Annotated in this window: 12 protein-coding genes and 1 pseudogene; 3 read left to right on the top strand and 10 right to left on the bottom strand. The window is 50.7% G+C overall.

Annotated features, from left to right (window positions below; translation table 11 throughout):
- Positions 1-467, top strand: a pseudogene (locus AC5E51_RS15850) (hypothetical protein); the annotation flags it as partial.
- A gap of 430 nt (positions 468-897) precedes the next feature.
- Here the strand turns inward: AC5E51_RS15850 and AC5E51_RS15845 are convergent.
- The gene (locus AC5E51_RS15845) at positions 898-1,440 is read right to left on the bottom strand and encodes an SPOR domain-containing protein (RefSeq protein WP_297530780.1); all 543 of its coding nucleotides are present in this window, start codon (positions 1,438-1,440) and stop codon (positions 898-900) included.
- A 65-nt stretch (positions 1,441-1,505) separates the two neighbouring features.
- Positions 1,506-3,191: an arginine--tRNA ligase gene (gene argS, locus AC5E51_RS15840; RefSeq protein ID WP_491778812.1), complete on the bottom strand. Its 1,686-nt coding sequence runs from the start codon at positions 3,189-3,191 to the stop codon at positions 1,506-1,508.
- Positions 3,192-3,433: 242 nt separating this feature from the next.
- On the opposite strand from argS, the gene AC5E51_RS15835 reads away from it, so the two are divergent.
- Together AC5E51_RS15835 and AC5E51_RS15830 are read left to right on the top strand one after the other, a co-directional pair.
- Positions 3,434-4,639, top strand: coding sequence for an ATP-binding protein (locus tag AC5E51_RS15835; RefSeq protein WP_491778811.1), 1,206 nt, complete (start codon positions 3,434-3,436; stop codon positions 4,637-4,639).
- The gene (locus tag AC5E51_RS15830; RefSeq protein ID WP_297530786.1) at positions 4,636-5,148 is read left to right on the top strand and encodes a response regulator transcription factor; all 513 of its coding nucleotides are present in this window, start codon (positions 4,636-4,638) and stop codon (positions 5,146-5,148) included. Before AC5E51_RS15835 ends, AC5E51_RS15830 begins: the two co-directional genes overlap by 4 nt.
- A gap of 26 nt (positions 5,149-5,174) precedes the next feature.
- On the opposite strand, the gene AC5E51_RS15825 is transcribed toward AC5E51_RS15830, so the two are convergent.
- The 8 genes from AC5E51_RS15825 to AC5E51_RS15790 form a co-directional block, all read right to left on the bottom strand.
- Positions 5,175-5,834, bottom strand: a complete 660-nt coding sequence (locus tag AC5E51_RS15825; protein ID WP_301378272.1) for an energy-coupling factor ABC transporter permease — start codon at positions 5,832-5,834, stop codon at positions 5,175-5,177.
- Complete coding sequence (gene rimI, locus AC5E51_RS15820; protein ID WP_068435719.1) at positions 5,834-6,280, bottom strand: ribosomal protein S18-alanine N-acetyltransferase; 447 nt, start codon at positions 6,278-6,280, stop codon at positions 5,834-5,836. Before rimI ends, AC5E51_RS15825 begins: the two co-directional genes overlap by 1 nt.
- Positions 6,281-6,286: 6 nt before the next feature.
- The gene (locus AC5E51_RS15815; RefSeq protein ID WP_068443714.1) at positions 6,287-7,057 is read right to left on the bottom strand and encodes a hypothetical protein; all 771 of its coding nucleotides are present in this window, start codon (positions 7,055-7,057) and stop codon (positions 6,287-6,289) included.
- Positions 7,058-7,063: 6 nt separating this feature from the next.
- On the bottom strand, positions 7,064-8,614 hold the full coding sequence (locus AC5E51_RS15810; protein ID WP_301378269.1) for a 2-isopropylmalate synthase: 1,551 nt from the start codon (positions 8,612-8,614) through the stop codon (positions 7,064-7,066).
- 71 nt (positions 8,615-8,685) lie between these two features.
- A complete protein-coding gene (locus AC5E51_RS15805; RefSeq protein ID WP_301378267.1) occupies positions 8,686-11,346 on the bottom strand; it encodes a DUF6160 family protein in 2,661 nt (886 codons plus the stop codon).
- Positions 11,347-11,348: 2 nt separating this feature from the next.
- The gene (locus AC5E51_RS15800; RefSeq protein WP_068439146.1) at positions 11,349-11,987 is read right to left on the bottom strand and encodes a DUF6160 family protein; all 639 of its coding nucleotides are present in this window, start codon (positions 11,985-11,987) and stop codon (positions 11,349-11,351) included.
- Between the two features lie 15 nt (positions 11,988-12,002).
- Positions 12,003-13,745, bottom strand: coding sequence for a hypothetical protein (locus AC5E51_RS15795; protein WP_301378265.1), 1,743 nt, complete (start codon positions 13,743-13,745; stop codon positions 12,003-12,005).
- Positions 13,746-13,747: 2 nt separating this feature from the next.
- Positions 13,748-14,971, bottom strand: coding sequence for a hypothetical protein (locus AC5E51_RS15790; protein ID WP_245820098.1), 1,224 nt, complete (start codon positions 14,969-14,971; stop codon positions 13,748-13,750).
- Positions 14,972-15,828 lie beyond the last annotated feature (857 nt).

The following is a 15,828-nucleotide window of genomic DNA, read 5'->3' as shown; positions in this document are numbered from 1 at the left end:
GTAGATTACGAGAAATTAGCAAATTAATGTGTCCGGTTTTGTTGACCAGAACAGACCTGCGTAAGGCGATTACAGTGACAGGTACCGGCGAATACAAGCTTCGTCCGACGATCCGTTTAATTGATCTGGCCGATTACGGTTCGATTACCGGCACCTTGTCTTCTGAACTTTGCAACAGCGAAGACACGAAAGCGGTGTATGTCTATGAAGGTGAGGTTACAGAACCAGACGACCTGGGAACCGACGACGAGCCAGTGGCAACGGCGTCAGTTGATGCTGAACTTTCTTACACAGCGTCTTATCTGACACCGGGTGATTACACGGTCGCTGTGACATGTCAGGCTGAGCTGGATGATCCGGAAGTGGATGACGAAGAATTTGGTCAGGGCGAAGGTTTCAGCTTCGTAAGTGCGGTGGTTACCATCGAAACCGACGGCACAGTAACGGTAGATGCTAACCCTGAATAAGCGTTTCGGCGCAAGCTATGGCACAAGGAGGTGCCGCTATATCCCTCTCCTTTTCAGCCCACTAACATCACCAACATGAGTATGCTGGCTGACACGAACGCACCGATAATATGAACATGTAAAAACGCCGGTTGGCTGAGTTCTGTTTCTTCCATTGCCCGCAACCCTGAAACCATGAACGACTGTTTATAGTAAGAACCATGAGCACTAATTCTTCCAGAAACAGTCTGTGGCTTTTTGTTGTTTACAGGCCTTACATTAAGTTACATCGTCAAAAAATCGCGCACTGCAGAGATCTCTTCGTCCGACAATAAGGCCGGCGCATGCCCCGCGTTGGGAATAGTGACATGGACGACTCCTCTGAGGACTATGAATTCAATGTTACACAGCCCGGGAAGCCCGGCAAGGTAAAGCCAGCCTGTAATTGATCTCAGTCGCTGACTTTCTGTTTCAGCACCAGAGGGCTGACATTGCGGCTGACGAGAATGTCCTGCGCTTTATTGAGTTTGGAGCGGTCGGTATAAGGTCCAACAAATACGCGGTGCCAGGTTGAGCCATTGACCGCACTGCTTTCAAGGTATGCAGGTAAGCCTTCGAGAATCAGCTCTGCACGCATACGGTCCGCATCACTGTCTGAGCGGAACGAGCCTGCCTGAAGACGATACTCATACTTGGCCGCGGCATCTTTGGGGGTCGATTTGTACTCTTCGACGTCGGGTACTTCAACGGTCTGCTTTTCCAGCAGGCGGTAAAAATCATAAGAAGGTTTCACCTTACTCTCGATTTTCGCCGCATCTTCGCGGGCTTTTGCCGCGCTTTCTTCAAGTACTTTACGTGCATCACCACGAACGGCTTCGAGTTCATCGCCCGCCGGAATCGTCGAGAGATAAAAAATAAAACCGACAAAACCAATAGCGATAGCGGGTGTGGTTACCCACACCCAGGCCGGCACTTTAGAGCTGTTATCAGACATCAACTTACCCAGGGAAATACTTTCGCGATCACACTACCATATTCTTCCGGTATTACCGTGACCGATTACATTTCTTCCGGTGCACTGACACCCAAAAGATACAGGCCGTTATGCAGAACCTGACGCACAGACTCCGCCAGAGCCAGACGCGCGTTACGCAGGTCGGTATCATCTACCAGGGTTTTCTCTGAGTTGTACCAGGTGTGGAAATCACCGGCCAGTTCTCTCAGGAAGTTAGCAATCTGATGAGGTTCGCTCGCATCGGCGGCGCGACGTACGACTTCAGGGAAGCGACCGACCTTAACCATCATTTCTTTTTCTGTCTCAAGCGTCAGTGCGCCCAAAGCCGCAAGGCCTGTTTCAGCATCCCAGCTCTGACCTGCTTCAGCCAGTTTGCGGAAAATCGAGCACACGCGCGCGTGCGCGTACTGAACGTAGTACACAGGGTTGTCCGACGACTGAGAGCGAGCCAGATCGATATCAAACGTCAGCTGACCATCGGCCTTACGGGCTGCCAGGAAGTAACGGGTGGCATCGCGACCGACTTCGTCGATCAGGTCACGCAGAGTAACGTAGCTGCCCGCACGCTTGGAAATCTTTACTTCTTCACCGCCGCGCATCACTGTCACCATCTGGTGCAGCACATAACCCGGCCAGCCTTCTGGAATACCGGCGTTCAGCGCCTGTAGACCTGCACGCACACGGGTAATGGTTGAGTGGTGATCGGCACCCTGCTCATTAATTACGCGAGTAAAACCACGCTGCCATTTGTTCAAGTGGTAGGCCACATCCGGTACGAAGTAGGTGTAACCACCGTCTGTTTTACGCATTACACGGTCTTTGTCGTCGCCAAAGTCGGTGGTGCGTAACCAGAGAGCCCCGCCGTCTTCATAGGTGTAACCATTTTTAATCAGTGTCTGAACGGCTTCTTCGACTTTGCCCTCGGTGTAGAGCGAGGATTCAAGGAAGTAGACATCAAAGTCGACGCCGAAAGCTTTCAGATCAAGATCCTGCTCGTTCCGCAGGTAGGCAACGGCAAAGTGGCGGATACCTTCAAGGTCTTCAGCGTCTTTCGTGCCAGTGAAGCTCTGATCTTCAGACGATACGGTATCACCACGCATAAAGCTCTCGGCGAGATCGATGATGTACTCTCCGCGGTAGCCGTCTTCTGGCCAGCTTGGGTCATCCGGTGTCAGGCCTTTGCAACGCGCCTGCACCGAAAGGGCCAGGTTGTTAATCTGCTGACCTGCATCGTTGTAGTAGAACTCTCGCGTCACATCCCAGCCGGTCGCTTCCAGTAAGCGGCACAGGCAGTCGCCCACTGCAGCGCCACGACCATGACCGATATGCAGCGGCCCGGTTGGGTTGGCCGACACAAATTCGACCTGCACCTTTTTGCCCTGGCCAACATCAGAGCGACCATAGTCGTTCTTCTGATCCAGAACGGCCTTAACCAGTGACGACGTTGACTCATCACTCAGATAGAAATTGATAAAACCCGGGCCAGCGATTTCAGTTTTCTCGACGAGGCTGCTTTCTGGCAGCGCATCGACCACCAGCTGAGCAAGCTCACGTGGATTCTTACCAGCAGGCTTTGCCAGCATCATCGCCAGGTTGGTTGCCAGATCACCGTGTGCTTTATCGCGGGTGTTATCGACCTGAATTCGCGGTTCAAGGTCTGCTGGAAGTACATTCTGCTCTTTCAGAACGCTGACAGCGGCACTAAGTAACTCGGCAATCTGAGGTTTCATATAGAGATCCGGCCCGGAGAAGTGTGTTATTCAGAAGGGGGCGGATTATCGCAAAATTAGCGCAAAGGTTGAAGCACGCAACTACGTCGATAATGGCGCCGTTGCCAGAAGTAAAGGCACGGGGTGTTTCGCGATCAGGCATGACTCAGGTCATGACCTCTTTTCAGAATACTCCTGCTGTAAGTGGTATGCTGTAAATTCAATGAAAATGCCACTTTGTCCGGAAGTCAGGGGTCATCGGATTGAATTTTGGTAATACGCTCACGCGCCTCGGCCTGCTCAGGTTTTCGGTCGCTCTGATCTGGCTTGTGCTTTTGTTCTGGCTCGCATTCGTGGGCTTTAATCTGCCGCCCATTATCTGGTGGGTGCTCGCAGGCTATATCCCACTGATCGCCCTACCATTCTGGCAGGCTTCAAAGCGAATGGGACAAGACGCCCTGTTGCTGAATATTGTCGCCGAAACCCAGCTGATGACAGCACTGCTGTTTTTTAGTGGAGGGGCGACAAACCCTGTGATCTCGTACTTTCTGGTGTTGATGGTTGTCTCGGCCTACAGCCTTAACCGCAATCGAGCACTCATAGTGGCCGGCACACTGATTCTGGATTACAGCGTACTGACGCAGTGGTATACACCGCTGGCGATGGGCATGGATGGTAAAGGCTCCTTGTTTGACTGGCACCTTGGAGGGATGTGGCTGACCTTTGTTTTAAGTACACTCATTATCGCCGCGTTTCTGCCCGCACTGGTGCGAGATCGACAGCGGCATGTTATTGAGATTCAGGCTTTGCGGGAGCGACAACTAAAGAACGAGCAACTCATTGGTATCGCTACGCTCGCGGCAGGCACCGCTCATGAAATGGGCACGCCTCTTATGACTCTGGATATGCTGCTCGATGAGGCCACCGAGCACGAAGTTAGCGATGAGGATATTTCGGTAATGCGCCAGCAGGTGGAGCGCTGCCGACATTCACTCCAGCAACTGGCAATGGCGGGCCGACAAAGCAACGCTCATTCAGAACACGATGCCGAGGAATGGCTATTACGCCAACTCCACCGCTGGCGGTTGAGTAAACCCCATGCCTTATGGGATGAGCTGGATTGCAAGGCAACCGCTCTCATTCCGGCGTCTCCGCTTCTTGATCAGGCATTATTAAACCTGCTCGATAACGCCGCCGAAGCTGGGCAGAGACCCGTGCAGTTGCGTTCGCGTGTGACCTCTGATTTCTGGGAACTCGATATTATTCAGCCAGACCCAGAAGCGGCCAGTCATATCAGCGAAGAGGCTGTATTTGCCAGTCAGAAAGAACACGGGATGGGAATCGGCCTTTACCTGAGTAATGCCAGCATTGAGCAGTTTGGTGGCAGTATTCATCTTAAAGCTCTGAACTCGGGCGGCAGCCTGAGTCACTTGAAACTCCCCATCGTGACGCGGAGGGTCAGCGTATGACATTACGTTATCTGATCGTTGATGATGACGAACATTTCGGGCGGGTACTGTGCCGCAGCCTTGAACGAAGTGGCGCTGAAGCGACCTTCATCCGTAGCCCGGACGAGCTTAAGGACGTATCTCATGCTCCACAGCGAATCATTCTTGATTTACGGCTTGAGCACAGCTCTGGTCTTGATCTTATTTCTCCAATGAAACAGCGCTGGCCTGATGCGTCAATTATCGTTCTGACAGGCTACGCAAGTATTCCTACCGCAGTCGAAGCCGTAAAACGTGGCGCCGATAACTACCTGCATAAACCTGCAACATTACAGGACCTTATTTCTACTTTCGAAGGCAGGCCTGTAGGTGATCAGCAAGCAGAGGTGATGAGTGTCGACAGGATGGAGTGGGAGCACATTCAACGAGTTCTGAATGAAAACGACGGTAATATTTCAGCGACCGCCAGAGCCTTGAATATGCATCGCCGGACCCTGCAACGAAAACTCCAGAAATATGCTCCGCGCTGATACTCATTGAGTTTTTAAAGTACTGTTCAGTAATTGAAATACGAGTCTTCGTCGAAGGTACTTAACCAACGAGGATGGAAGCTGACCATCCCGGCGATAAACATCCCGTTCGTTATCCCCTCAGGGAACATCATCAAGGGGAGCATCCTGAGATAATCCCGCCAGATCTGCTCCAGAGTGTAAATACCTTCAAACCAGTACCAACCGGACACGGAGCAGGCGTAGACAACCTGTGTAAATCCAGCATTGAGAAAGCCTGCCACGAGAATATAAATAAACGGGTTGTGTGGCATCCGCCGATAAACATTGAGAAAAAACTGATAGGCGGCGAATACCGGAATTGCCGCACCCAGCAGGAAAGATAACGCCCAGGCCTCCGGCTCGATAACACCAAGAAACACCATCACAACCAGTACAACAGCCATATTTAATAACGCCAGGCGCCACCCCATCAGTAGCGTCAGCGCCGTGGCTGCAATAATATGAAAATCCAGCCCCGGACGAACTCCCGCCCGCATAAACCAGAATCCGGACACGACCAACAGGCTCCCGAGAAAGAAATGCTGTACGCCGGAATGATGCGAAAATGCAGCCCAGTTGATGGTTTTGATCGTATAAAAAAGGAGGGGGGCCGATATCAGCCAGGAAAGAATTAACGCAGTATGGCTACTGAGTTCAGAGACCATTAATCACAGAGCTCCAATGAATAAATCAAAGCATCTTCCCTGCCGTCGGGGTGAGGATAATATCCAGGCCTCCTGCCGACCTCATTGAAACCAAGCGACTCATATAGGCCGATGGCACTCTCATTTGACTCACGGACTTCGAGAAAGAAAGAAATAATACCTTTCTCCTGCAGCCACTGACTTACACGTGCAAGCAGTGCTTTACCGTACCCTCGCCCCTGCATTTCAGGCCTGACGCTGATCATCAACAACTCTGCCTCATCAGCCACAGCAGAGATTACCGCATGTGCGGAATGCTCACCGTCGACCTCCAATACCCAAACGGAATCTGGCTTGCGCAGGTAGCGCGTCATGATTTTTTCTGACCATGGATACTGATGAGCGGCTTGCTCAATTTCCATCACCGTCTCAAGGTCTTCTATCCCGCCTACCCGGATATCAGTCATAGACCCCTACCGTTCTGCCAGAGCATACAATGACAGCCACAGAGCACGCTTGGCCGATGCTGAAGACATCAGTGCTTCCAGATCAGGAATATGAAAGTGCTCTTTAACGTCTATTCTGTTCATCCAGCTCTGAGCGTTTTCACCGACGGTAATGACGTACCCGGCGCCCTGACTGCTGAAATACTGCCATTGAGCCTTCAAAGCCTGAACCGCAACAGCTTCGCTCTGATCCTGATGACGAGACTCTATAAAGGGCCAGCGGAAAGATACTGGCTGAGGTACTACAGACGGCTTCATTCCAAACGCGGCCAGCACCCTTCCGGCGAAAGGAGTTACCTGCTCAAGTGGAATATTCGCATCAACAACCCAGATTCCTGACCCGCTCAGTTGCATAAACTCCAGAGCAAACCTCGGCGGTTCGCCAGAAGGTACAGAGGGAAGAGCCGCCGCAACACCTGTCTGCTCAGTTGGCTCTGAACTAACAGGCGTCAGAGGCTTAGTGTCTGCAGGCTTTGCTGGCTCTGAAACTGCGTCGTTGGCGATTTCTGCTGCCACCTGAGGATGCGCTGGCATAGGTTGGCCGGCCCGCAACAGATCCGCTGCAGCAACCGGGCGCGCATGATCGTGCGTCGACTCGATGTGAATATGCTCATGACGCTCCGACGGCGAGTCCTCAGCCATCCAGCGAGACGCTGGGGCATGAGGCAGCTCTCGTCTGGGCAGCCACACTGTGATGCCCATCGACTTGAGATAATCGACCCGACGCTGCTCTAACATACGCCGTTAAACGCCGTCGTTCTGAGGGTGCGTACGATCGTTAGTGCTGACCAGAAGATTCAGTGCATGGATGTACGCCTTTGCTGATGCGACAACAATGTCGGTATCCGCACCGCTGCCGTTGACAATACGGCCCGCCTTTTCAAGACGCACAGTCACCTCACCCTGAGAGTCAGTGCCTTCCGTAATCGCATTCACCGAGTACAGCAAGAGGTTAGCGCCGGACTTAGCGACATCTTCAATAGCACGCAGAGCTGCATCCACAGGGCCGCTACCTTCCGCTTTGCTGCGATGCTCGGCGCCATCTTTGCTGATGACGATTTCACTCACAGGCGTTTCACCGGTAGCCGAGTGACTCTCAAGCGATACCAAGCTATAGACATCAGGCAGAGAGGCCGAGCGGCTTTCTGTGACCAGTGCCTGCAGGTCTTCATCGAAGATCTCATGCTTCTTATCAGCAAGATCCTTGAAGCGAGCAAAAGCGTCATTCAAAGCTGCGTCCGTCTCAAACGTAACTCCCAGCTCCTGCAGACGACTGCGGAAGGCGGCACGTCCCGAGTGCTTGCCCATCACCATGCGGTTCGCACCCCAGCCTACGTCTTCTGCCTTCATGATCTCATAGGTCTCGCGGTGCTTAAGAACACCATCCTGGTGGATACCGGATTCGTGAGCAAAGGCATTGGCACCCACAATTGCTTTATTCGGCTGAACAGGGAAACCCGTGATGCTCGAAACGAGCCGCGACGTCGGCACGATATGAGTTGTATCAATACCGGTCTCGATGTTGAACAGATCCTGGCGGGTGCGGGTTGCCATGACCACTTCTTCAAGAGAGGCATTACCGGCGCGTTCCCCCAGACCATTAATCGTACACTCAACCTGACGAGCACCATTAGTCACTGCGGCGAGAGAGTTGGCTACCGCCAGACCCAGGTCGTTGTGGCAGTGAACAGAGAAAATCGCCTTATCCGCGTTAGGGATACGCTCAATCAGTGTTCGAATAGTATTTCCGAACTCTTCTGGAATCGCATAGCCAACGGTATCAGGGATGTTAATCGTGCTGGCACCCGCATCAATAGCTGCTTCGATAATACGGCATAGAAAATCGATTTCTGAGCGGCCCGCGTCTTCACAAGAAAATTCGACGTCTTCAACCAGTCCACGCGCTTTCTTCACCGCTCGCACTGCTTGATCAATAACGGCATTTGGCTCCATACGCAGCTTGTACTGCATATGGATAGGTGAAGTCGCAATGAAGGTATGAATACGAGCACGCTCTGCATTTTTCAACGCTGCAGCCGCTTGTTCAATATCACGATCAACCGCTCGTGCAAGACTGCATACAGTGCTCTCGCGCACAGAAGAGGCAACGGCCTCAATAGCCGCAAAGTCTCCGGGGCTGGCAGCTGCGAAACCTGCCTCCATAACATCGACGCGCATTTTTTCGAGCGCTTTACCGATGCGGACTTTTTCTTCTTTGGTCATTGATGCGCCCGGGCTTTGCTCGCCGTCACGCATTGTAGTGTCGAAAATAACCAGGCGATTCTGCTGGCTCATAAGAGACTCCGATGCCGATGATTCAGGCGTACAGTATACGCCTGATCATCGGACATCGCAGCAAAGGAAGGTTAGCGGATTGGAGTGGCCGTCAGGTTAGCCTGAATATCCGCATTCTGAACAACAATCTGACTGATCAGTGTCTGAGGCGTACTGTCTGGAGTCGCAGCAATCTTCAGACCATCGATGTTCAGCTGTTTAAAGTGAACCCGACCGAATACTGCGAAGCCAAGAGGGCCACGTTCCGGGATCTCGGACTCCTGAATATACTGACCATTTGTATCGATCAAATCAGGACGACCATCACCATCAAAGTCATTGTCCGTATTACCGTCACCGTCCTCATCAATAAAACTTGCACGCACTGCTGTTCTTGCAACATCAAGCTTAAGATCAATATTCAGACCGTAGTCGTTCCCGCCCTGAGGACCATCCTGGGTGCTGAAGTTATCAAGAGTCAGGGTCGTACCATTTGTCTGTGTCCAAGAGAAGCGATTACCTTTGCCAAGGTAGCGATAATAATTAGGATCGTTCACGTCAGTAGGAGCCTCTGCAAACTTCGCCTTAACTTTGATAGTCAGCCCTTGCTCTCCGCGATCTTCGAAACGACCAGCGCCCGCACAATCAGTGCCTCCAGCGTTGAGTGAGCCGCCAATACAAACCTGACCTGCACCACCCGACGCTACTGAAATCGTAGTGCCATCCTCTAGACGCTCGAGCGTGAAGGCACCTAAATTATCACCATCATCTCGTGAGCCGAAGATAATACCGCCCTCGATTTCACCCGTAGCGCTATTGTACTGGCCTACCTGAATGGTCGACCACGTCAGCCCTTTGTTAAAGGTCAAACCATCTTCGGTTACGTCGATAGAAGCACCACGCATGTGGAGGTCATAGGTTACACCTGTTAACCAAACCCCACGACCGAATTCATCCACTGTAATCTCAGCATCGCCATCAGTGATTCGCAGGTCACCGTTAAGTGTCAGACCTTGTGTGCCACCGATACCGTCACTATTAATCTGGCCGCCTGGTGCAATCGTCAGGTTACCATTGAGGGTAAAACTGTATGATGGAAATACTTCCATCGCCAGAAGCAGCTCAGTACCACCCATGTAAGGGGAGTCCATTGCCTCTTCTTCACTAGTACCAACAGTTACGCCCGAGAAGCTGTACTCTCCGCGTAAATCTTTGAAGTCGATACGCAGGCCATCGTAAGTACCAACCTTGTTTTCACGATCGTAACCTACATTTTCGTCGAACTGACCAGTCGCAGAGTTGTAAGGGTTGGCATAGTAATCCGAAGGCAACGACGCCATATCTGGGCCAGAAGTAAGATCAAGTGAAACTTCGCCTTCACCCCAGCCGTTGAAACCGTTGAAGTAAACCCAGTTGCCATCATCATTCATGGCGAAATAGGTATTACTTTCAGCTGCAGTTTTACCAGCGAAGTTGCCTGGCGTCGTGAAGTCACCACCATTTGGGTCAGCCAGTGGATCTGCAGATACGATATTCCAACCCACTTGTGCCGTCACACCCTGCTGAGTTGAACCATCAGCACTTGCAATATCGCCGCCTGGGAATAAATGCAGATAGTTTTTACGCTCAATCCCATCAACTAAGCCATCCTGGAAAAGCACCTGTCCGCGGAAGCTACCCAAAGCTGCTCCGTTTTCATCACCAAGTACCAGGTCATCTAAGCTGAATGAGAAGGTCAGATCTTCGTAGCGCAGTGCCAGATAGGGATTATTAGCATCGTCTTCTTCAAAGTCGAGAGTCAAACCAGACTCTGTACTGAAGTCGCCACGAAAGTTACGAGCGAGAATCACGTAACCGTCATCAGTGTACTTAAACGCAGGACGATCAGCGTCGTCATTGATAAGCGTAAGCGCAGGAATGAAGGTAATCCCCTCACCGATGTCTGCACCTCCTCCTTCAATGGTGAAAGTACCGTACGCCTCAAGGTCGACACTCAGTGAACCGAACGTGTCACCAAGCAAATAACCTGCTGAATCAGGATCACCGTAATCACCAACGGCGATATTAGGATCATTAGACAGACCAATCGCAGCTGCCTCATAGGTCAGGCGTAGGCCTCGGTTCTCAAAAGTACCAAAATCAAATTCAACACTGCCCTCATTAACGATGAGGCGACCATAATTAATAATGGCCGACATCGCCAGGTCATCAATAATCCACTCCATACCGTCATCACCAAAGTGAAGACCGTCAAAGAAGACGCCTACTTGAGAACCATCAAACGCAAGATTTCCGTTACCGTCATCGCCCATATTCAGACGAAATACACCAGTATCGTCAGAAAAATCGTCTGCGGTCCCGCCATTACTGTAGGCCTGAGTAGCACCGCGAAGGCTGAAGAAATCATTAGTAATACCAGTGGTGCCGGTCATGCCAACGCCGCCAACGGTAAACTCGCGAGCACCAAGCTGATTGAACAGATTAAGGGTACCGTCAGAGTCAATATCTATCGTCGTTACCGAGGCAGAGCCAATACTGGAGTTGATATTGATGTCACGCATATTGGCCGCAACACCGTCCTGGCTGTAGCTGATTTCACCAATATCCAGCTGCCCTGGGTCAAGCTCAATCGTCACGCCAGACTGACCAGATACATTCGCCATGGTCTCATCATCAAGCGCTTCTAATGCCGATACTGATACAGCCTGAACCGCGAGTGTGAGCGCACTTAACGTCAAAGTAGTATTCTTCATAATCAATCCACCGGAAACAGGAGTAAGTTACCACCGACAGTGATATTGCCGTCTAGCTGAACGCCAAATATTTCGGTTTGACGAAATGCGGTTCCATCCTGAAGAGGTACACCAAATTCACCATTGTTAGCCACAGCGAACTTAAACTTAAAATCGTTGAACGTAATGGTCCCTGGCAGCCCGATTTTTAGAACCTCATCGTCAACCGCTTTTTCTTCGAAGCCACCATCAACCCAAACGTCATAGTTTGTTGCAGTCGTCAAAGTTTCCGTCTGAAGCGTTAGTCCTTCAAAGGACATGCCACCAGAAACGTCATCCAGAACGTACCAACCTTCACTGTTCTCATTCAATTTGATAGCGAGACGCAAACCACAGATCCCGTTTTCGCATTCTTCAGAGCCAACGATGTTACCGGCGCCGTCGAATATAGGACGGGTACCTGGAGTGAAGCCTGAGACCTCATTAGGATCGTCCCAAAGGGGTCCACCATCTTTGTTGATCGCGAACTCACCAGAGAGATAAACACCACCCTTACCGGAGATTTCGGACAAATCGAAATCATCAATTGCTTCCATCTCGGCCATTGACGAAGTTGCGACCATCAATGTGGATAGAGAAAGTACTAATTTATTAATTGTCATTCTGACCTCCACCTATTACAGGTCGCGACTGGTAACTTTAAGGTACTGAGCACGCAAACCATCTACAGTGATACTACCGAGGCTAGCGTCCGGACTGTTGCCTATCCGCACGTCACTGATTGATATAAAGCTCTTCGGTGAGTTTTCATAGTAATCATCATAGAAAGCTTGCATGTCTTCCTGGCTACTGGTGTCGACATCATCACCAGGACGGAGCTTGGTCAGCTCAAATTCGAAGTTACCATCCGACGTAGCAGACAGACGCATTGGCTGAATCTCGCCGTAACCCAGGTTAAGACTGACAAACATGTTGTCCAAGTTTAGAGTAGAAGCCTCCTTGGCTACAGGATCATTGTCACAAACCGAAGGATCACAAACACTGATATCCAACTCTTTGATAAATAGATTCAAGCGAATCTCAGCATTCAGCTCATCGTCACCCTGCTCGTCAGGAGCAGACCAAAGACGGAACGCAGTTCCATCGATAAACAGCCCTTTCATGTTGATATCGATGTAGTCGGTACGTGGGCTGGTTGAGCCATCAGGATTTACTGAGTTCACTGCGAATTCGAAGGATGCACCCACATCCAGGCCATCCCTGCGCTCCACACCACTTGCCAAAGCTATTGAAACACTTTCGATACCATCTTTTGTTTCTCCCTTGCGCGTGATCAGGCCACCGTCGCACGAGCCAAAATCGCTCGAATCCAAACCACACAGCACCTTGAATTCTTCTACATTATTGACCGCTTCAATATAAGAGCCTGCAGGCCCAAAACTATCGGAATCATTGTTGGCAGCGGCCAGATCTTTACGTGCTTCAATAAGATCGTTATATGCATCCTGGCGTACCGACTGCTGTTCCTCGTAGGAGTCGTAAGAATCGTTGTATGCGGTCCGAGCATCCCGGCAAGCACCTCCCCCGATTACGGGACATGCGGAACCATTCAATCCGGTACAATTATCGCCAAACTCACAATCAGCTTGAGGTCGAATAGCCATAAAAGCTTCATAAGCATCGAATGCCGTAGTCAGACGCTGACCGAGCTCAACAACCTCGGCGTCGTATTCCGTTTGCTCCTGTGCAACAGTGGCCTCCCTTGGAACAATTTCACTCAAGTAGTAACTATTCATCTGATTTTCTAGTGCGCCTAATGCCAGAGAATAGGTATCTACAATTTGCGCTCTGGACGAATTCAGGGCATCAATTTCATTTGTAATCGCTTGCACTGCGACTCCGTTAGAGCCAACCGTTGCCAAGTCGTCACACCCAGGCTGCCCCCAAACACACCCCTGATAGTACGAGAATGTGGCAAAAGTTGCGCTATTCTGGACATCTGATTGGTACTCATCAGCTGCAAGTTCAAGTAGAGCCAGTTCATTGTTAATCTGACCGTACTTTTCGTTATACAGAGGATCATTAGGATCGAGGCCACCACTGCCTCGTAATGAGCGAATGACGTACGGATGGAGGTAACTGCCAATCTGCCCTGGAGTACGAATGGAGCCCTCTTCACTGCCTTCCCCCATAACATAAAGGCTAGTCCACTTAATATCGATCTCTTCGCCCGCAGAGCTTTGTATGCCTGTTACTGAAAGCTCAGCTCCTTCCGTGTCCAAAACGAAATCTTCAAGGGCAAACCCAAGCCCCTCACCAGTTGCCGCACTCATCTGGTTATCATCAAGAGCCTGCAAGTCAGCAAATGCCGCAGCAGAGACAACCATCGAGGTGATTAACATAGATCGCAAGATTTTCATAATTAGCACCCCTTCAGGCTACCAACACAGGTAGCCTGACGTGGCGTACCGTTCGTTGCACTGAACAAATCAAGGTTGAGTGGATACTTCACACCAGAGCCAGAATCGAATTTAGCGATATTCAAAAACGCTCCTCTCTGAGTTAATACGCGATCACTGCCTTCGATACCCGAAAAATCTTCCCACGGAACAGAAGTAGTCTGAAGAGATACAAACGCACCTGTAGCTCCGCCGCCATTCTCAAAGTCAACACTTTCATCGCCGACATAGACACTCTGAAAGTTAGTTAGAGGGAAACAAGCGGGAGTACCCGTAACAGTACAGTCTTCTGACCCAGTAAGCGCGGGAATAATAAATTCAAGCGCAGAACCTGGAGCTGTGAAGCTCCTACCCCCCGGAACACCCGCCCAGGAAGCTCGTTTAAGGTAAGGGACGTCCAGATATGGGCTATCGGGGTTTTGAAGCTCACCATCTTCATTTAACTCGCGACCAGCGCCATAACTATAACCAGCGGTACCTACAGCACCATCAACCAAGTCGATTGTACTTACCAACTGCGTACCCAAAGCATCTGCCAAACCTAGTTCAATACACTGCAACCAACTCGCAGTACCCTGACCATTACAGTTCTGGTCATATACCACCGAGGCAGGCCCTTCAATACGGCCATTCAAATTACCTGTTAAAGAGATAAGATCTCCTGACAACCAACCCTGAGCTTCCGAGAAGCCGATACGTACTCCCGCAACCTTCCGAACACCGTTCTCTACTTTATACGCAAGTTCAATGTAGGGATCACGGATCTTAAACTCTTCGATACTGGCATTTACTGCATCTTTATAGTTGGTTACCCGGCCAAGGCCGAAGTTCTCAATGATCAGATCAGCATCATGAGCCACCAGGTTCCCATTTTGAGTCACAGGATTCCCCTGAGCATCCGTCATTGGCACGGTACCGTCTTCACCTACAGTCCGTTCAAACTCACCGACCTTAAGCGTATCAATGGTCATCAGGGTTTCAATATCTAAGCCTAGATTCACCTTGGTGAACTCATACTGCCCTGCCCATTCACCAGTGCCGTCACTGTATGATGATGCATCGATAGTGATAAATGCCTGTCCAGACACATCAGCCATTTCCCGGTCGCTGATAGCCTCTAAAGAGCAGACTGGCAAAGACAGTGCTGTCATTGCGATTGTTAACGGATGGCGGAGAACGTTTTTCACTTCACGACCTCATTTGTCGGTCAAGAGACACCGTTTCGACTGTAGAACCAGTCTATATCAGGACAGATAGATACTCGGTGACAGCTTGTTTTTATTATTGGAATACTTGTTACCTATAGGATATTCGTTAGGGATTTTGCTTCAAGAGGTAATAGCGGTACGAGCGTACTCTTTACAGTGAGAAGACGTTTACGAGCCGTCGATTTCGAGCATCAGCGGCATAAACTCATAGATAGACGCCATTTGTCTCATTATGAACCACAATAGCTAAGGCAAGCGGTCCAGCCTCTGAAACTCAGTATATAGCCAAGTTAGGCGTTTGGAACGCTTATCCACGGACAGGTTCATAGAGGCGCAACGCGAAGCTTGCGGGATTGTTTTTCTCGGGCAATGCCCCCCCCCTGACCGCGTAAGTAATCAGGGGTTTTGAATAGATCGAAGTCGCATCCGACGGGGACGCCTAGTTCTTGACGATCACCTCAATGAGTCCAAAGCTGCCCACATGACGCTCGTGACCGCCATAGATGGCGCGGTCCGACGTACCGGAAATGCCGGTTATGCAGGATGCAATCACCGGCCTGCCCGATAGGTAGTAAAAGTGATTATCGTATTCTACCCAATACCCAAGTAGCAGGTAGATACCACGACGCCATTGATACTTTTTTGAAGTTCCAGAAAAGAAAAAACCCCAGCAGGTTACCCTGCTGGGGTTTTGGGATAGACCGGGGTCGCGATCGACCTTGACGTGTTCGTTAAGCTCGCAATGAAAAAACCCCCGACTGCGTAAGCAATCAGGGGTTTCGAATAAGAGCTTGACGATGACCTACTCTCACATGGGGAGACCCCACACTACCATC

This window comes from Thalassolituus sp., assembly GCF_984348125.1.
Note: the sequence above shows the minus strand (reverse complement) of the source record. Positions and strands in the feature narration are given on the sequence as shown.